The sequence below is a fragment of the Photorhabdus kleinii genome, assembly GCF_025384885.1.
GTDB lineage: Bacteria > Pseudomonadota > Gammaproteobacteria > Enterobacterales > Enterobacteriaceae > Photorhabdus > Photorhabdus kayaii.
Genome location: NZ_JAJAFY010000020.1, coordinates 25,393 through 43,665, shown reverse-complemented (window position 1 = coordinate 43,665; position 18,273 = coordinate 25,393). Strand labels below are relative to the sequence as shown.

Sequence of the window (18,273 nt, the reverse complement as noted above, 5' to 3'; positions counted from 1 at the left end):
ATGCATATCCAGTTTTTGACGTTTTCCAGATTGATATTGCTGCCCTATATAGTGACTGGCTTGGCAGGTTGTGCAGCAATCTCTAATGTTGATCGGCAGGCAGATGTTGAGATGGCAAATGCTACCAGTATTATTAAGGAGTTACGCAATACTGCCGCCATGACGGCGGTGCATGTTCACGAGCATGGTTATTGGGTATCAACCAAGGAGATTCCATCAAAGAAGGAGGGTGAAACTGTTTCTTGCATGTTGACTCTGGAGGAAGCTGAGCCGATGACGCTGAGTCAGTTTGCGGAAAAGATCAAGCGTATCTGTGGCGTGCCGGTGTTGATCAGTGCTGATGCACGGTTTGCAGTGTCTTCCAGTTCGGTATCGGATTTGGCATCGGAGGTGAAAGAAAATGGTCAGGAGGTTGTTGTTGCCAATTCGAACGCGCAGTCAGTATCTGAAGGCGGTGAGCCAGAAGAGATGAAAATAAACGTGAATTGGCATGGCTCCTTGGCAGGTTTGCTTGATTCGGCCATTTTGTCGTCAGGATTGCATTGGAAAGTACACAATGGAGCAGTGCATATTTTCAAAACAGAGACGCGAGTGTTTCAAATATATGCATTGCCGGGTACGGATGCATTATCTTCCAGCGTGACAGCGACGACCAATGCAACGTTCGGCGGTGGCTTAAATGGAAGCGATAGCGGTAACGGTAACAGCGGTAGTTCCCAAACTCTCGCGACTTCTTTGACCCGTTCGGTTATGGATGAGATCCAAAAAGCGGTGTCAAATATGCTAACGCCTGGTGAAGGTAAGTTAACTTTGTCTATGGCGACGGCATCATTGGTGGTAACTGACTCACCTGAGGTACTCGATAGAATTAAGGATTATATTGATCAGCAGAACAAATTATTGACAACGCAGGTGGTGCTTAATGTCAAGATCCTTAACCTGACGTTCGATAGGGCTGATCAGTATGGCGTTGATTGGTCACTGGCCTATAAAGACGCTCATATAGGCGTGGGTGGTGCGGGCAGCGGTGTCACTGAGGGGCGTGATATCAGTACTAATATTCATATTCTTAAGGGGCCATTTAGTGACAGTAATTTACTGATCAAGGCGTTATCGACCCAAGGCAAAGTCTCTATAGTGACTCAACCTTCTGTGACTACACTGAATTTGCAGGCGGTACCGATGCAGGTTGCAACGCAGACCGGTTATGTTTCATCAACTTCTAGTACCTCGACGCCACAAGTTGGCATTTCAGTAGGGATCGAGCCTGCGACAGTGACGACGGGTTTTAATATGTTGATGCTGCCTTATGCAATGGCCGACAAGCAAATATTGTTGCAGTACAACATTAGTTTGAGCGATTTAAAGAGGCTGGAGAAATTCGGCGAGAAAGAGACCGGTCAGGTGCAGTTGCCGACAATAGATTTACGCGCATTCAGTCAGAAGGTGAGACTACATTCAGGTGAAACTCTGGTGCTATCAGGGTTCGAGCAGCAGTCAGATGACAGTGATCGTAGTGGTTTGGGTAGCCCGGATAATCAATTCTTGGGTGGGAGCCGTCAGGGCAAAAGAAACCATAATGTGATCGTAGTCATGATTACTCCTATAGTGGTAGATTAAAAAATGACCCAGACTGAAACAGGCGCGGAGCGCACTATGCAAATCAAGCTATATGGTAAGACTTTGGTCGCAGGCATTATCTGGCGACCGCCTGTCACTGTGTTAACACGTTCTCACATACGTAAAAATGGGATTGCCGCAGGGTTTACCTTGGCTGTCCGACATCGTGTTGGACGAAGTATACAGGTCGGGTATGTACCAAAGGAAGCAGGAGTACCGGGGTGTTATTCATTGGCGGCCGTTCTGGCTAAAGCGGTGGATAAACCTAACTGGATAGGTGCGTTTCATTTGCCTGATGGACATTATGCATTGGTAGCGGTACATCGGGGCGCGATAATGGCTGGACGTGATTTGATCGGCACTCGTGAAGAAATCGAAGCGAAATTGCGTGATACGGTGCAGTTGGTCGAGGGCGCCAATGGGATGTGGAATGCGATTTATGCGCCGAAGGAGTTTGAATCGCCGTGGTTGGAGGTACCATTGGCGCAACTGTTACCGCAGTCCGCATTGAAAAAATCGGTTGGTCAGCTTGAGAGTTTAACCGGCGAAATGTCGAAGTACCAGATTAAGGTCTTTGCCATGACCGCAGGTACTGCGTTCTTATTAGCTGGTGGTTGGTGGATGTGGCACATCTATAAGCAGAATACAGAAATAAGGGTACCGGATTTATCCAATGAGGTGGTGGAAATTCCACCGCCGCATCCGTGGCTGGCACAGCCAACAATGGAATGGCAGTTTTCTGCATGGAATAAAGCTTTAGCCAAGGTTCCCTTATCGCTCGCGGGTTGGCAGATTGAAGTCATTATGCTGGATGCTAATGCGGTTTCTGTGAGTTATCAGCGTCATGATGGGATGCCAATCAATGTCTTCCAGGTTGCTGCTATTAATATTTTCCGGGCTGGCCCGGTGATTTCCAATGGTGGGGAGCAGGCACAGGTATTGATACCGTTTGAGCCGTCGCAGGATCATGATCAGGAAAACAATGACGATGTGTTGCAGTCGTCGGATCAGGCGCTGGTTGAGCTGATGTCTTATTTTCAGGCGCTAGGTTTGCCCCCTCCAACTTTGACTGAGGAAGCTTCCGTTTTACCGCCGCCTCCGCCCCCTTTGCCGGAAGGCGAAACACACGTGTGGGCCAATCCTGACTGGCAGACTTATAACTGGACACTGACTTCTCAATTAGCGCCAGATGCACTGTTTTCAGGTAAGCCGCTCCCCGGATTGAGAGTGACCAGTGCCAGAATTGTGTTATCTGATGGTTTTCCTGAGTGGAAGCTGAGTGGAGTTTTCTATGCAAAAAATTAGCCAGCTTATAATCAGTCTATTTGTGGTGTCGGTATTTTCCCCGACATATGCGCAAACATCACCTACTGAGTTACCGGCAGCTCAGGCGAAGCGCCATGTTGTACAGAAGCCTGCATTGCCAGCGGCAACGACTGACAGCGTTGCTGCGCAACTGGAAAAGTTACAGACGGATTTGATGTTACTTAAAGCTGAAACCGCAAGGGCAAATGCTCAGGCTGAATTCGATAAAATTTCCAGAATGGTGAATAAAAGAGATGCCGTTAATAATGGCCTGCCTTTGGTTAAGTCAATCTTCGGGCGCAATGGGGCTCTGACTGCTACGCTCCGGCTTCGTTCAGGCGGTATCATGGATGTGAAAGCAGGTGAACAGTTGCCGAATGGTTATAAAGTGGTCCGCATTGATACCGGGGTCGTGACTTTCTCCAAACAGGGACGATTTTATGAGGTAGGTCTTACTGCTACCAATGATGCATCGTTGCTGGATGGCCTTGACTTGATGGTTGCACCGCCGCTGCCGTTAAGCCGTTAATGACTGATGGGTGAAGATATTTATGGAAATAACATGCTCCGATCTGTTGTGTATGGTCAGGCAGGGGGCAAAAGTTTTATCTGCCTTGAGCGGCGCACTTGAAATAGAGTTAGCTAACCGCAGTTTGATATGTCTTGTTGAGTTACCTCAGCAGAAGGGGCAATGCGTACTTGCCGTGTCTGCCTCCCATCGGCTTGATCCCCATGTGCTGGCCTATGAAGAGACGGTTAAAAGGCATGGTCTTATCTATCAGATTGTCACTTGTGGCATGGGGAGCATATTGGAGTTGTACCGTCTCAGTAAGAGCGAGAGCCATGGACTGGGAGGGACTGAATCGGATGTTCAGCGTTATATCATTCACTTAATCGGCGAAGCGACTGAGGAACGTGCGTCAGATTTGCATATCGTTGCTCGCCGTAATTATTGTGAAATCCGTTGCCGTATTAATGGTTATTTGCGGTCTATAGGACAACTGCGGCCAGAAGAAGGGTTACGATTATGCGCGACTATCTATCAAAGTATGTGTGACGTGGCAGAGCCAACTTTTAAACCGATGCAGGCGCAGCGTGCGCGAATGAAAGATGAGTTTCTGGCCGAATGCGGACTTTCCGGGGCGCGTATTAATACTCGTCCACTTGATCGTGGCATGTTGATGGTACTGCGATTGTTGTATGCGGACAGCCCCGGTACGGTGTGCACCTTAAGCGATCTCGGCTATTTGCCGGAACAGTGTCAGATACTGGAAGAGCTTATGGAGCATCGGGCCGGTGTGGTTCTTTTGTCTGGTGCGACCGGTAGCGGAAAGAGCACTACTTTGAAAGTGGTGATGCAGAAGATGATAGCTGAGCAAGCTGGCATCCATCTGCTCACGCTTGAGGATCCACCCGAATATGAAATTGAAGGCGCTAATCAATCACCCATCACCGGAGATCGAGGTGATAGCATCATTGTCGAACAGGAATGGGCGATGGCAATTGCTGATGCAATGCGACTCGATCCTGATGTGATTATGGTCGGTGAGATACGCGACGCAGTGACTGCAAAGATGGCATTTCGTGCAGCAATGACCGGCCATCTTATTTGGACCACGATACATGCAAACGATGCTTTAGCGATCTTGCCCCGCTTGCAGGATGAGGCTGTGATGGAGTCGCTATTAATGGATTCGCGGCTGGTGATTGGTTTGGTTAGCCAGGCGCTGATTCAGGTGTTATGTCCTCATTGTAAAGTTCCCCTGCGAGGGCATGAGCAAGAAGTCTCCGGGCGTCTGTTGAAACGACTAAATCTTTATTGTCAGCCGGAGTCGGTTTATCTACAGGGGGAAGGTTGTGACCATTGCAAACAGTGCGGCACCTTGGGCCGAACAGTAGTCGCTGAAGTGATACGCACTTCCCCTGGCTTAATGCAAGCTTATCGAATGGGCCACCATCACGAAGCGACTCGATATTGGATCTCGGAGATGGCGGGATTAAGCAAGATCGACGCACTTATTCGCAAAATAAATGACGGAATAATCGATCCCCGTGCCGCAGAACGTGTGATGGGGCCGATTATTCCTGCTATCCATCAAATAGAGTGAAACGCTATGTCCATGACCGATTTTGTTGAAAGACTGAACTATCGATTAGCGAAGATCCAGTTTGGTAAGAAAGCGCGTATTCGTTTTTACGGGCATCTGATCATGATGCTGGAAAATCGTATCATGCTGATTGATGCATTACGTGAAATGTATAATATTGCCAGCAACGAAGGCCATAAACCCAACAATGGTTGTGCATTGGTATTGAGTAGTTGCTATGAATCTGTCAGTCAGGGCAGTACTTTGGCGGAGAGTTTACAGCGATGGATTGGTTCCAATGAAGTCGCGGTGATTGCTGCGGGTGAGCGCTCCGGTGACATACGTAGCGCTTTTATGGATGCGATCGCCATGATCGAGGCGGGCAGCAAGATCCGCAATGCTGTGATTGGTACATCTATTTATCCACTTATACTTATTGGGATGATATGTGTATTGCTGCATATTGTGGCAGGTAGTTTGGTGCCCAAACTGGCCGCTGTTTCTAAGCCGGAAACATGGGATGGGGCGGCTTATACCCTTTATTTGATGGGAACATTTGTCAACGATTATGGATTTTATTCGCTGATATTTTTGATGATATTGATCATTCTATTGTTGTTATCGCTGTCTTTTTTGGGGGGGCGACTGCGAACGGTGCTTGACCGGTTTCCGCCGTGGTCACTGTACAGAACCATTCATGGCAGTATGTTCATACTGAATGTGTCGTTACTAATCCGTTCAGGGATGATGTTGCAATCGGCGCTGGAGTTGCTGTTGGAACAGGCGGGGTCCCGTTGGTTGTATGTGCGAATCGCGGCTACGCTCGAACATATTTCAATGGGGGCTGGTTTTGGTGAGGCATTGCGCGATACCGGTTACCGTTTCCCGGATGACGAGGCGATCAGTTATTTGAGGTTATTGTCACGATTGCAGGGTTTTGATCAATCAATGGCGAAGTTTGCACGGCACTGGTTGGATGAAACGATAGTTAAGGTTCAGATAGTGACGCGTGGATTTCTGTTGGCTTCAATTCTTATGATTGGTGGCATGTTGATGCTGGTGGTTACGGCGGTATCGGGCATTGAAAACGCTATTGAACAGTCGTTATCTATGCCATCTGTTTAGCGGTTCCAATAGGCAATACTTAATGTTGGGATTAACGATGAAAATCAGGCAGAACATTGAAGCTGGAATCAGTGAAATTCAAGGAACAGGCAGCGTATGTCGTGATAAAGTGTTGAATGAGCTGAGAAAAGCTTGCGGACCGATTATCCTCCGAGCGCTTGATGACAAAGACGTGGTGGAGATCATGATTAATCCTGATGGAAAACTGTGGATTGAATCGTATAACCAAGGCATGAGTGAAGCACAATCTGATTTTCCGGCAGAGGCGACAGAGCGGATTTTACTGATTTCGGTAGCACTGCAAAAATCGGATATTGGGACCGATATGGGCCTCATTGAAGGGGAATTTCCGTTGGGGAGTGCTCGTATTGCCGGTGTTTTGCCTCCGTTGGCAAATGCTCCGACTATTGCCATTCGTAAACACTCTCCGGTGGTATTATCGCTGTCTGATTACCGCAAAAGCGGCATTATTAAACCGATAGGTTTTACCGCCATGCGGTTGGTATCCGGGATAGCGAGCTATAAACGCAGTTTTGAACATCCCATTGAAGCAATTCGCGAAGCCGTGGTTATGCGTAAGAATATTCTAATCGTTGGGGGGACCGGCAGTGGGAAAACGACGCTGGCTAATACTATTTTGCACGAGATTAGCCTGCAATGCCCGCATGATCGTATCGTGGCGATTGAGGATACGATGGAATTACAGCTTAACAATGCTAACCGAGCGCTGTTACGCACCAGTAAGGATGTGGATATGCGTCGTTTGTTGCGGACTACGATGCGTTTGCGTCCAGATCGTATTGTAGTGGGGGAGATTCGCGGCGGTGAAGCTTATACTTTGCTCAAGAGCTGGAATTCCGGCCACCCTGGAGGGGTAACAACCATGCATGCTAATTCATCTGAAGAGGGGCTACAAAAACTGGCGCATTACATTTATGAAGATGAGACTGCACAGGGTTTTACTCCTGATACTATCGGTTGGATGATCGCCAAAAGTGTGAATTTGGTGGTGGTAATAGAAAAGATCGCAATGGAACCGGGAAGAATGGTGACAGAAATTTGTGAAGTTTCCGGGTTTATGAATGGTCGTTACAATATGAATGTTTTATGTTTACAGAGTAATGGGTATTGTGAATTCAAACCACGTATTTAAAGGTGTGATGTTATAAATAATTCTGGAAATGATGATGAGAATATAATAATGATAACAAATCTATTTATAATTAATTATTTTCTTCTATTAATTGAATATTTGTTATTTTTAAGATGATGATATTCCAGGTTAAATAATTAAATGCTGTTGAATATTGATGTTTGTGGCTAAGGATGATAATTGAATTTTAAGTGTAAAAATACTGTGAATTATGTACAGACTCTCAGAGAATTAAATGTAATGAAATGAAACTAATAAGGGTTTCTGTTTTATTGGTTAAAATAATTTACTTACATTTTATTGTATGATTTTAATTGTTTTTATTAATTGCTAATGAATTATCTGGATATTATAAATGACAGAATTAATAGGTTAAAAAACACATAATTCCCTTAATATTTTGTAGCCCGGATAATACAGAGTTAAGGCTATGTAAATTTGGCAAAAATCTGCCAAATAATCCGGGCATGGATTTTTATTATTTTTTTAGACAAAAATCTTACGGTCGATTCGATAGAAAATAATCGTATCTCCCTGATTAAGTCTTTATTTTTCAAAAAGAAATTCTCACCGGTTTACCAAAACCAGACTCTATTCTTGAGCCGATGCAATATTACCGCAAATTCTTTGCTAATCGTTCATTTAAATTATCTGGAGGTAAAGTGAAAGCCTCTTTATTGCGTACTACTAAGAGAATGTGTAGTACCTAATTTTATTTTTCCCTGGTGTTGCGCAGATTTTGTTATCGGGAATAGCACTCGCTTTATTGGCGGTAAAGTTTGTGCAACCCGAAGTACAGTTCGAAACAGTATTCGCTTGATCATTGAGCGATCGGCTGCATTTAGCGCGGCACGTAACGAAATCTCAACGGCCTCATTAGCATATGTCCGCATTTGTTGTTCATAATCTGAAATCGCCTTGATTAAGTTTTCATGACCAGATGCTACGCGAGTTAGCGTCTGTGTGAGTAAAAGTGCGTCTCGAAGCGCTATGTTTGCTCCCATTCCTACCATTGGCGTCATGTTGTGAATAGCGTCGCCAAGTAGAGTGACAGCACTGGAACGCCAGGGTAAGAGATGCTCCATACTGCGTAACGGAATCACAGAGATGTTTTCCATATCACTCTGCTTAATCAGGGTATGCAGGTTTGGATCCCATGAAGCAATATGGGAGCGGATCAGATTACACAGAGATTCAGCAGGAAAATCAGTAATCGCATTCGGATAGCTATTCGTTGCTGTTGCATAGGCCCACATGACAAAATCACCAATTTCTGTCGATGTGGCCTTTACTTGAGTATTGATCGGAGCACGCCATAGGGAGACAAACAACCCTCCAGGGCTTTTAGGCACGATATTGTTGGGTGATCCATCTAGCAAATATTGCGGCAATGAGGCAGCAAGAGCCGGGGTAAGGCGTACACGGCCAACGATGAGGGTGACACCAATATCAAGCCTTTTTATCGCGGGGAGGTACTGCTTGCGTACTTTTGAATTGCTTCCATCTGCACCAATAAGAACATCAACATCTTCGTGACTTCCATCAGTGAAAAAAAGCCTGACTTTACCGTTTTGCATGTGTTCATAACGCTCGAACGTTTTGTTCCATTGAACGGTATCTGAGAGCCCCTCGTTTAGTACTTCTATAAGTTCAGATCTGCTGATTGACATCCGATCTTCGGTAATGATCTGTCCATCCTCCTGATGAATATCTCTCTGAGCTGAGAGAAGAAGACGTAGATGTTCATCATAGAATCTTGTCTGTCCACCAACAGGCTTTGAAATCTTTTTAAAGGTTAGCCAGTTGGTTTCTGGGAGGCATTCCTGCATTGCTTGCTGGCCGAATGTATCGACGTAAATTCCATAACCGGGAAGTATGGATGATGTAGCAGAACCTCGTTCATAGACTTTCACTTTTATTCCGTTTTTGCGCAAGCCATGTGCCAGGCATGCTCCACCAATCCCTGAACCAATTATTCCAACGTTCATTTCTTTTTTCTCCATAAGTAGTACGATGTGATTCTGAAAGAATCATGGTGACTGTAGCTGGCCAGGACCATTTGATCACAGCCATCGGTTGTGTTACTGCTATAGTCTTAATAATAGTATACCGTACCGTTCGGTACCAATAAAAATTTAGGTTTTTTACATGACAAATACACCTAAAGCCCAAACAGATCACAAAAGAACCCGTTCGTACTCTAGAATTTCAGGAGAACGAGTTAACGAGCTGTTAAAGATTGCTGCTCAGGTATTTGCAGAACGGGGTTTTGATGGTGCCAGTATCAATGAGATGGCGAAACGTGCTAATGCTTCGAAGGGAACCTATTATAGTCGATTTCCTTCTAAAGAAGAGCTGTTAGTCGCTGTTGTTAAGCAGAGAATAGAAGAAGTTGAGGGCGGTCTGGACAAGACCATGAATCCCGAGCCAGATATTGGGAAAGCATTAACCATTTTTGCAGAGGAAATTTTCACGGTAATTCTTTCAGAAACAATGATTGCAAATTACCGGGTGGTCACTCTGGAGGCCCAACGTTTTCCGCAATTAGGTAAAATCTATTATGAAAAGGGTGTCAAAAAGATAGTAGATTTTCTTGTCGAATATCTGGTGCGAAAGATGAAGGAGGGAAAATTGAACATAGTAGACCCGAAAATCTCCGCAGAGGTGTTTATCGATGGCATCATTGGAACGCCAAGGCTTAAGGCTACTTTGGGCATTGGTTTACCTACTCCAGAGGAGCAATCTCAGCGAATTGCCATCGCTGTTCAGTCATTTCTCGCTGCATATGGTACTTCCTCATGTGATAGCACTTCTTCATCATGATAGTCGCGCTGTAGTAAACCAGATGTAGTAAATCAGAAATTATTGTTCAGAAATTATCATAGGAATAGCGTTGAATTAAGGGCCTGCCTGTTATCAGGTAGGTCTTTCTGCTGGATTAAGAAAGCGGTTTGAATGCCTTGGATATAGACGAAATGCTTTGGCGTCTTTTTGGCTTGGTTGGTGATGGCTTATTATATTCCCTTTGTAATTAAATAGTTTACAATGTAAATAACTTGTTGTTTTTCTTTGATTAGAGTTTGAATTTGTCATAATTAAAATTAACTCATGAGAATGTTATGAAGGTGGGTATGTTGATATGGTAAAAAGAGCGATAAAGCCACTGTGTATTTCGGTTATTTGTAGCACATCGATAATAGCTGGATATGCTTTAGCTAATCATCAGAATAGGCTTATTGAAGGTGATATTCAAAATCTGCCAAAAATGCAGCTTGAAAAGATATCTGAGACAACAACACCTGAACAAGTACAAATTCAAACTGCTACAATTTCAGAAACAGAACGCCGTGAGATGCTGCGAAGTTGGATACCAGCACAAATTAAGCCCGTTTTCTTTGATCGATTGGTTAGTTTGTACTCCTCTAACCAGATGCAACCTTTGTGGCAAGATAAACTCGCGGTTCAACGCTTTGAACAACAACTTTCAGAACTGGCTTTGGCTGGGTTTCAGCCGCAATTTGGTCAATGGCTGATTGAACTCAATGATGCTCAATTGAGTCAGATGGGACGTGATCTCATCTTATCGGATGCTATGCTAGGTTATTTACAATTTGTCTCAGATGTCGGCCATCAGGGCCAAAGTTGGCTCTATCGCACTATACCATACAAAATACCATACAAAATTGTATTACCTTCACCAGTCGTTATAGATCAGTGGCAGCAAGCTATTATCGGTCACAATGTGGCCGCTTATGTCGCAGCACTGGCACCACACCATCCTCAATATGAAAATATGCGCAAGGAGATGATGAAACAACTGGCTGATAGTAAACTGTGGCCACAGCTTTCTGACAAAAGTGCGCTAAAACCGGGACAGAGTAGCGCTGATGTCGCTGTGTTGAAGGAAATACTTATTCGTCTTGGTATGTTGAGCGAACTGACAACTCAATCAGATAATATCTATGATCCTGAACTGGTGACTGCGGTAAGAAATTTCCAGCATTGGCAAGGGTTGGCGCCGGATGGTGTAATCGGTAAACGCACAAGAGATTGGCTAAATACTTCGCCTCAAACCAGAGCAGGATTGATGGCGCTTAATATCCAGCGTTTACGTATTATCCCAGGATATGTGTCCACAGGAATTATGGTCAATATTCCCGATTATTCATTGCATTATTATCTTAATGATCAGGAAGTATTGGACTCGAAAGTGATCGTTGGTCGCCCAAGCCGTAAGACACCCATTATGAGTAGTGTGTTGAATAGTGTGGTGATTAATCCTCCCTGGAGTGTGCCAACTAGCCTGGCAAGAAAAGATATCGCACCACGGGCGGTTGATGATCCCGGATATTTTCAACGGCGAGGATACGTTATCTTTTCAAATTGGCGTGCTGATGCCAGTGTCATCGACCCTTACACTATTGATTGGAACGTGATTACGCCTGCTAACTTTCCTTATCGAATATGGCAAGCTCCGGGGCCGACTAACTCATTAGGCCGTTATAAATTTAATATGCCAAATTCTGATGCTATCTATTTGCATGATACGCCGAACCATAACCTGTTTAACAAAGACATTAGAGCGATCAGCTCTGGTTGTGTGCGGGTTAACAAGGCTTCAGAATTAGCAAGTATGTTATTGGAAGATGTAGGTTGGCATCAGAGTAAAGTGAATAATACCCTGAAACAGGGTAATACCGTTTATGTTAACATCCCACAGCGTATTCCAGTTTATTTGCATTATTTAACTGCTTGGGTAGATGAGCAGGGGGTACCTCAGTACCGTACCGATATTTATGACTACGACAATAGTGTGAGACAAGGTACCCAGTTTTTGTCAAAGTTGTTACCTTTACAAAACTAAATGCAACTAATTTTTGTTATTAATTGTCATAGTGACCAGTTGGCCTATTTTTTCTATAATTTGGGTAGATGTTTCTTCATGGATATAATCGATCATAATCGCCGCAAGTGGCTTAGTGCGGGAGCCGCTGCTTTAGGCTTGAGTTTGTTGCCGGGGCATACTTTTGCGACTCTGGCCACTCCACGCCCACGAATTTTACGTTTTGATAACTTACATACGGGTGAAACGATTAAAGCTGAATTTTTTGACGGTTATCGTTACAACAAAGAAGAGCTGGCCCGTTTGGATCATCTGTTTCGAGATTACCGTCAAAATAGAGTTAAGACTATTGATCCTAAATTATTTGATCAGATTTATTTGCTGCAAATGATGATAGGGATTAATAAGCCTGTACAACTCATTTCTGGTTACCGTTCACTGGTAACCAACAATCAGTTGCGCAAGCAAAGTAAAGGCGTGGCTAAACAGAGTTACCATACTCGCGGGCGGGCGATGGATTTTCATATTGAAGGTATTGAGCTTAGTCGTATCTGCAAGGCTGCTCTGAAAATGAAAGCGGGAGGGGTAGGATACTATCCACATAGTAATTTCGTTCATATTGATACAGGTCCCGTCAGGACGTGGTAATCTGGTGAGTAACTATTTTGTTTTGACTATGGAGTAAATGAAATAATGAAATACCAAATTATTCCTGTTACTGCTTTTATGCAGAATTGTACCCTTATTTGGAATGAAGAGAGTAAGGAAGCGGCAATTGTTGATCCGGGTGGTGAAGCAGAAAAACTGATCGCCGAGATAGAACGTCGTGGTCTGAAATTGACTCAGATTTTATTGACTCATGGTCATTTTGACCATGTTGGTGCAACAGCGGAGGTCGCTGAACATTTTAATGTGCCGGTCTACGGGCCACAGCAGGAAGATGCTTTCTGGATCGAAGGCTTGCAAGCTCAAAGCCGGATGTTTGGCATTGAAGAATGTCCATCATTTGAACCTGATCGCTGGTTAAATGAAGGTGATGAGCTGCGGGTGGGGGGCGTTGATTTATCTGTATTGCACTGTCCGGGACATACACCAGGGCATGTTGTGTTTGTGAATCATGTAGATAAGCTGATTTATATGGGAGATGTTCTATTTAAAGGAGGGGTTGGGCGTAGTGACTTTCCACGCGGTAATCACCGGCAGCTAATTAACTCAATTAAAGATAAACTTTTGCCACTTGGTGATGATTATGAATTTATTCCGGGGCACGGACCAATGTCGACGCTAGGTCATGAGCGGCAGACTAATCCATTTTTACAGGATGAAGTACCAGGTTGGTGATGTGGCGTAGCGTTTATATTCAATATAGTGTCAATCTGAGGGCTGGCTGATAGTTGTTTGATGGCAACTATAACTGATTGGAGACTTCAATTAGATTTTGATCCGGATCACGGAAATAAATGGACATAATAGCTCCGTTTACTCCGGTATGTTTAACCGGCCCTTCAAGGATTTCAACTTCATTTTGATGCATCTAATAAGATTAATATCGCAATTGTGTCGGATGTCGAGTCTTTTGAACGATAAAAGCCGCTGAAATTCAGCGACTTTTTCAGAGTAAAGTAAATATAGTAAGGTAAATGTTAACTTAGAGTACTGCAACAATGGCTTCACATAATGGAGCCATGTTTTCCAACGTCAAACCAGCGACGTTAATACGACCGGAACTGACAGCGTATATACCAAATTCCTCACGCAAACGTTCTACTTGTTCTTTTGTCAGCCCACTGAATGAGAACATACCATTTTGGCTAATAATAAAGCTGAAATCCTGTTTTGCCCCTTTTTCCTGCAAGGTATTGACAAACAGTTGACGCATGCGCTGGATACGTTCGCGCATGGTGGTTAGTTCCTGTTCCCAAGCTGCTTTCAGATCTTCATTTGACAAAATGGTAGTGACAACAGATGCACCATGAGCGGGTGGGTTAGAATAGTTCGCACGGATAATCGCTTTTGCCTGGCTGAATGCTTTTTCTGCTGTATCACTGTCACTAGCAACAATAGTACAGGCGCCAACACGTTCATTGTACAGGCCAAAGTTTTTGGAGTAAGAGCTGGCAACGATCAGTTCATTATGATTTTTCGCAAAAATACGTAGGCCTTCTGCATCTTCATTCAGGCCCTTAGCAAACCCTTGATAAGCGAAATCAAAAATAGGCAACCAGCCTTTCTCCGCAGACATTTCTGCCAGCTTAGCCCATTGTGCCGGGGTTGGATCAATGCCCGTCGGATTGTGGCAGCAACCGTGGAACAAAACAACATCACCTGCCTGAGTTTCAGACAGGCTTGTTAGCATGCTTTCGAAATTCAGCGCGTGTTTTTCAGCGTCATAATATTTATATTCGCAGACTTCCAAGCCGGCGGCGGAAAAAACGTTTTTATGGTTTGGCCAGGTTGGGTTGCTAATCCAAATGCGTTTAGCATTAGTCTGTTTGGCAATGAAATCCGCAGCAATACGTAAAGCACCTGTACCGCCTGGGCTTTGTGCTGTGCGGGCGCGTTTATCTGTGACGACTGGGTGATCTTTGCCAAACAGTAATTCCTGAGTTACGCGGCCAAATTCAGCTAAGCCGCTAATTGGCAGATAATTCTTTGTTGTTTCGTTTTCCAGTAAATATTGTTCAGCTTTTTTAACACTGGTCAGAATAGGGGTTTTTCCTGTTTCATCTTTATAGACACCGATACCAAGGTTAATTTTATTTGTACGAGGATCAGAACGGAAACTATCGGCTAAGCCAAGAATAGGGTCGGCAGGCGCTGCTGTGATTTTCTCAAACATGTTTTTGATTCCAAAGCTCAGAGTTAAGCCCAAAAGGGCAGTCAGGGTAACGTCGCTGAAACAGTTTGCCAACTATTTGTCGTAAAAAGAAGATAATCTTGTGAGGCAGTTTGTGGAGTGAGAAAAAGTTGGAATAGTAGAGAGAAAACACAAGACTAAAAAAGCAGCACCTAAGCGCTGCTTTCTCTTAATGATGCTTAACTTGTTCAGCTAAATCTATTTACCAATGGTCATTAGAATTGGTAAACCATACCTACGCCAACAACGTTGTCAGTGCTGGTACCTGTTGCTTTGGTGAATTCATTGTTATCCAGCAGGTTGATTTTGTAATCAACATAGGTAGTCAAGTTTTTGTTGAAGTAGTAGAAAGTACCGACCGAGATATATTTAACTAGATCATTACTGCTAGATGCTTTCTTACCTGCTGCATTGAGATAACCAGCATTGTCGTTCAGGCTCTTACCTTTAGATTGAACATAAGCTATAGATGGACGTAAACCGAAATCGAACTGATATTGAGCCGTCAATTCGATGTTCTGGGTTTTGTTGGCGATATTTTCCATATTATCTTCACCAACTTTTCCACCGAAGCGGGTCATATTACGGGTTTCACCGTACATAGCAGCCAGATAGATATTGTTAGCATCGTACTTAGCACCAATATTCCATGCTTCAGCGCGATCACCTAAGGCAGTAGAGCCTTTATTGGTATCAATATTATAGGCAGTTTTTTGTTCAGAAGTACGAGCAGAATTAGCGTATGCACCACCGACGCTAATACCATAACCTACGTCATAGGTTGCAGCGAAACCGTAACCTTCACCATTGTCCTTACGGTTGATACGGCCATTAGCCGTGTTGTTGCTGTTCTCACCCTGATATTGCAGAGCAAAGTTCAGGCCATCAACTAAACCGAAGAAATCGGTATTGCGGTAAGTCAACAGACCAGTAGAACGGCCAGTCATGAAGTTATCAGTCTGCGCCATTGAGTCGCCACCGAATACTGGCAACACATCGGTCCAAGCGTTGACATCATAAACCACACCGTAGTTACGGCCATAGTTCATTGAACCGTAGTCGGACAGTTTCAACCCAGCGAAAGCTAAACGCGTTTTGGTTTCTTCGTCAGTACCTTCTGCGCGGTTACCTTTGATATTGTATTCCCAACGGCCAAAACCGGTCAGTTGGTCATTAACTTGAGTTTCACCTTTGAAACCCAGACGGGCGAAGGAGTTATCGCCATCTTCGCCGCTTTTGTTGTTAGCGAATTTGTGCTGGACTTCAACTTTACCGTATAGGTCCAGTTTGTTGCCGTCTTTGTTATAAATTTCAGCCGCATTTGCTGCGCCAGCAGCTAACAGAGCTGGGATTACTACTGCAAGAACATTGCGTTTCATCATTATTATTACCCTCATTGGTGTTATTCGGACACCTGCCACTGCCAAAAATAATTCTTTAAAAATCTACGGAACTATTTGTGAGAGTTTAGTGTCGTCTGTTTCGCTGTCAAGTGTTTCATTGGTTGTTATTTTTATCCACTCACAAAATGCTATAAAAAAGAAAATTTAGTAAAAATGTGAAATAAAGTGTTTCAAAATGTAAATGAGAGATTGTTTTTTAATCTCTGGTTGGTCCAGTTGATCAAAAAAGTGAAAAATGACTCGCAATTAGTGGCGGAAGAAAATTACCTGTTGATCTTAATAAAAAGAGTAAAATGTGGTGTTTATTTCATCAATCATATTTCTTATATGTAACTTACTGATATGCTTGTCGATGTGTTGCATATCATTTTTTAACAGATACCTGATAATGATTCTTCTTGGAAGAAGTAGTGCCCACTTTAAGTGAGCACCATAACACGTTAATTGGATTTTCTATTAATCTACCTAATTTATTTCAGACTGTTAGAATTGATATACCAAACCTATACCCACAGCGTTATTCGTATTGACATCGAGATATTTGGTGAAGGGGGTGTCATGTACTAAGTTGATTTTGTAATCAACATAGGCAGACAAATTTTTGTTAAAGTTATAATAAGAACCAATAGAGATATATTTTACCCAGTCTTGATGAGTGAAAAAAGTTGTTCCCCTGGATTGAACATATGCCAGAGATGGGCGCAGACCAGAATCCAACTGATATTGGGCAGTTAATTCGATATTACGAGTTTTTGCAGAGACAACATCTTGGTAGCCGAAAGAGGTCATATTGTGAGTTTCGCCATACATGGCAGCCAGATATAGGTTATTTGCATCATATTTGGCACCAACGTTCCATGCCTCAGCCCTTTCACCACGAGCGACAGAGGTAACGAGCCTTTCATGTGTAATAGGGCGGTCAGCATTGGAGTAGGCTCCTCCTAAGCTGATACCATTACCGATATCATAAGTAACAGAGAGGCCGAAACCGTCACCGTTACTACCACCGTTAGGCTTAATGCGATCTCCGGGTTTATGAAGTGAATTACGGCCGTTTTTGCTGTCTTCGTCGTTCTTACCTTGGTATTGCAGGGCGAAGTTCAGACCATCAACCAGGCCAAAGAAATCCGTATTACGGTAAGTCAGGACACCGGTAGCACGATTAGTCATGTAGGTGTCAGCCTGCGACATGGAGTCAGCACCGAATACTGGCAGTACATCGGTCCAGGCATTGACGTCATAGAGAACACCGTAATTACGACCGTAGTCTAGAGAACCATATTTAGCCAATTTTAGACCAGCGAAGCCCAGACGGGTTTGATTACCTTCGGAATCGTTTGCCTCGGCTTTGTTAGCCTGAATATTGTATTCCCAACGGCCATAACCGGTCAGTTGGTCATTGATTTGGGTTTCACCCCTGAAACCCAGACGAACGTAGCTTGCATCGCCATCTTCACTATATATAGGATATGTATCTGATTTTTGGGTAATTTTAGCGAATTGATGACGTACATCAACTTTGCCATAAAAATCCAGTTTATTACCGTTTTTGTTATAAATTTCAGCGGCATTTGCTACACCAGCAGTCAACAGCACTGGGATGACCACGGAAAAGATACTACCCTTCATTATTGTTACCTTCATTTAATTACTATTGTTAATGACCATCATTGGCGTTATTCGGACATCTGTTACTGACAGAAATAATTCCTTTAAGAAACTCGTTGAAATTATTTATGAAAATATCGTGTTGTCCGAGTTGGGGCACAGTCTTTCATTAGCTGTGGATTTTATCTATCATTTAATTGATACAAAGTGACGATTTTTGTAATAAAGTGAAAATAATATATTGCAAAATGTAAATGAAATAGGATTTTTGA

Annotated in this window: 14 protein-coding genes; 10 read left to right on the top strand and 4 right to left on the bottom strand. The window is 43.7% G+C overall.

Translation table 11 applies throughout. The annotated features are described in order from the left end of the window. From pilN to trbB, 6 genes are read left to right on the top strand one after another with little or no spacing between them, the layout of a single operon-like run. Entirely contained in the window at positions 1-1,620 is a 1,620-nt protein-coding gene (gene pilN / locus LG003_RS11360) for a PilN family type IVB pilus formation outer membrane protein (protein ID WP_112876549.1), read from the top strand. Between the two features lie 3 nt (positions 1,621-1,623). Next, a complete protein-coding gene (gene pilO2 / locus LG003_RS11355; RefSeq protein ID WP_112876548.1) occupies positions 1,624-2,925 on the top strand; it encodes a type 4b pilus protein PilO2 in 1,302 nt (433 codons plus the stop codon). Continuing rightward, entirely contained in the window at positions 2,912-3,454 is a 543-nt protein-coding gene (pilP, locus tag LG003_RS11350) for a type IV pilus biogenesis protein PilP (RefSeq protein ID WP_112876547.1), read from the top strand. Before pilO2 ends, pilP begins: the two co-directional genes overlap by 14 nt. A 22-nt stretch (positions 3,455-3,476) precedes the next feature. Beyond that, positions 3,477-5,033, top strand: coding sequence for a GspE/PulE family protein (locus tag LG003_RS11345; protein WP_112876546.1), 1,557 nt, complete (start codon positions 3,477-3,479; stop codon positions 5,031-5,033). A 6-nt stretch (positions 5,034-5,039) separates the two neighbouring features. Beyond that, positions 5,040-6,137, top strand: a complete 1,098-nt coding sequence (locus LG003_RS11340) for a type II secretion system F family protein (RefSeq protein ID WP_262980752.1) — start codon at positions 5,040-5,042, stop codon at positions 6,135-6,137. A 37-nt stretch (positions 6,138-6,174) separates the two neighbouring features. Continuing rightward, positions 6,175-7,290 carry a P-type conjugative transfer ATPase TrbB gene (gene trbB / locus LG003_RS11335; RefSeq protein ID WP_205072933.1) on the top strand — a complete coding sequence of 372 codons (1,116 nt, stop codon included), beginning with the start codon at positions 6,175-6,177 and terminating at the stop codon, positions 7,288-7,290. Positions 7,291-7,964: 674 nt separating this feature from the next. Here trbB and LG003_RS11330 read toward each other — a convergent pair. Continuing rightward, entirely contained in the window at positions 7,965-9,278 is a 1,314-nt protein-coding gene (locus LG003_RS11330) for an FAD-dependent oxidoreductase (protein WP_262980751.1), read from the bottom strand. A 160-nt stretch (positions 9,279-9,438) separates the two neighbouring features. Here LG003_RS11330 and LG003_RS11325 point away from each other — a divergent pair, with 160 nt between their 5' ends. The 4 genes from LG003_RS11325 (at position 9,439) to LG003_RS11310 (ending at position 13,474) form a co-directional block, all read left to right on the top strand. Further along, entirely contained in the window at positions 9,439-10,113 is a 675-nt protein-coding gene (locus LG003_RS11325) for a TetR/AcrR family transcriptional regulator (protein ID WP_112876542.1), read from the top strand. A gap of 316 nt (positions 10,114-10,429) precedes the next feature. Further along, a complete protein-coding gene (gene ldtD, locus LG003_RS11320) occupies positions 10,430-12,154 on the top strand; it encodes a L,D-transpeptidase (RefSeq protein ID WP_112876541.1) in 1,725 nt (574 codons plus the stop codon). 78 nt (positions 12,155-12,232) lie between these two features. Continuing rightward, positions 12,233-12,781 carry a YcbK family protein gene (locus LG003_RS11315; protein ID WP_112876540.1) on the top strand — a complete coding sequence of 183 codons (549 nt, stop codon included), beginning with the start codon at positions 12,233-12,235 and terminating at the stop codon, positions 12,779-12,781. A gap of 45 nt (positions 12,782-12,826) precedes the next feature. Beyond that, a complete protein-coding gene (locus LG003_RS11310; RefSeq protein WP_112876539.1) occupies positions 12,827-13,474 on the top strand; it encodes an MBL fold metallo-hydrolase in 648 nt (215 codons plus the stop codon). A 307-nt stretch (positions 13,475-13,781) separates the two neighbouring features. Here LG003_RS11310 and LG003_RS11300 read toward each other — a convergent pair whose 3' ends face one another. The 3 genes from LG003_RS11300 to LG003_RS11290 form a co-directional block, all read right to left on the bottom strand. Further along, positions 13,782-14,972, bottom strand: a complete 1,191-nt coding sequence (locus LG003_RS11300) for an amino acid aminotransferase (protein WP_262980750.1) — start codon at positions 14,970-14,972, stop codon at positions 13,782-13,784. A gap of 233 nt (positions 14,973-15,205) precedes the next feature. Next, the gene (ompC, locus tag LG003_RS11295) at positions 15,206-16,372 is read right to left on the bottom strand and encodes a porin OmpC (RefSeq protein WP_315903384.1); all 1,167 of its coding nucleotides are present in this window, start codon (positions 16,370-16,372) and stop codon (positions 15,206-15,208) included. 504 nt (positions 16,373-16,876) lie between these two features. Next, positions 16,877-18,022 carry a porin gene (locus LG003_RS11290; protein ID WP_112876537.1) on the bottom strand — a complete coding sequence of 382 codons (1,146 nt, stop codon included), beginning with the start codon at positions 18,020-18,022 and terminating at the stop codon, positions 16,877-16,879. Between the last annotated feature and the right edge of the window lie 251 nt (positions 18,023-18,273).

What these genes read in the sequence shown, in the direction of transcription:
- pilN (WP_112876549.1), top strand. Translation starts at nt 1, where the DNA reads ATGCATATCCAGTTTTTGACGTTTTCCAGATTGATATTGCTGCCCTAT.
- pilO2 (WP_112876548.1), top strand. Translation starts at nt 1,624, where the DNA reads ATGACCCAGACTGAAACAGGCGCGGAGCGCACTATGCAAATCAAGCTA.
- pilP (WP_112876547.1), top strand. Translation starts at nt 2,912, where the DNA reads ATGCAAAAAATTAGCCAGCTTATAATCAGTCTATTTGTGGTGTCGGTA.
- LG003_RS11345 (WP_112876546.1), top strand. Translation starts at nt 3,477, where the DNA reads ATGGAAATAACATGCTCCGATCTGTTGTGTATGGTCAGGCAGGGGGCA.
- LG003_RS11340 (WP_262980752.1), top strand. Translation starts at nt 5,040, where the DNA reads ATGTCCATGACCGATTTTGTTGAAAGACTGAACTATCGATTAGCGAAG.
- trbB (WP_205072933.1), top strand. Translation starts at nt 6,175, where the DNA reads ATGAAAATCAGGCAGAACATTGAAGCTGGAATCAGTGAAATTCAAGGA.
- LG003_RS11330 (WP_262980751.1), bottom strand. Translation starts at nt 9,278, where the DNA reads ATGAACGTTGGAATAATTGGTTCAGGGATTGGTGGAGCATGCCTGGCA.
- LG003_RS11325 (WP_112876542.1), top strand. Translation starts at nt 9,439, where the DNA reads ATGACAAATACACCTAAAGCCCAAACAGATCACAAAAGAACCCGTTCG.
- ldtD (WP_112876541.1), top strand. Translation starts at nt 10,430, where the DNA reads ATGGTAAAAAGAGCGATAAAGCCACTGTGTATTTCGGTTATTTGTAGC.
- LG003_RS11315 (WP_112876540.1), top strand. Translation starts at nt 12,233, where the DNA reads ATGGATATAATCGATCATAATCGCCGCAAGTGGCTTAGTGCGGGAGCC.
- LG003_RS11310 (WP_112876539.1), top strand. Translation starts at nt 12,827, where the DNA reads ATGAAATACCAAATTATTCCTGTTACTGCTTTTATGCAGAATTGTACC.
- LG003_RS11300 (WP_262980750.1), bottom strand. Translation starts at nt 14,972, where the DNA reads ATGTTTGAGAAAATCACAGCAGCGCCTGCCGACCCTATTCTTGGCTTA.
- ompC (WP_315903384.1), bottom strand. Translation starts at nt 16,372, where the DNA reads ATGATGAAACGCAATGTTCTTGCAGTAGTAATCCCAGCTCTGTTAGCT.
- LG003_RS11290 (WP_112876537.1), bottom strand. Translation starts at nt 18,022, where the DNA reads ATGAAGGGTAGTATCTTTTCCGTGGTCATCCCAGTGCTGTTGACTGCT.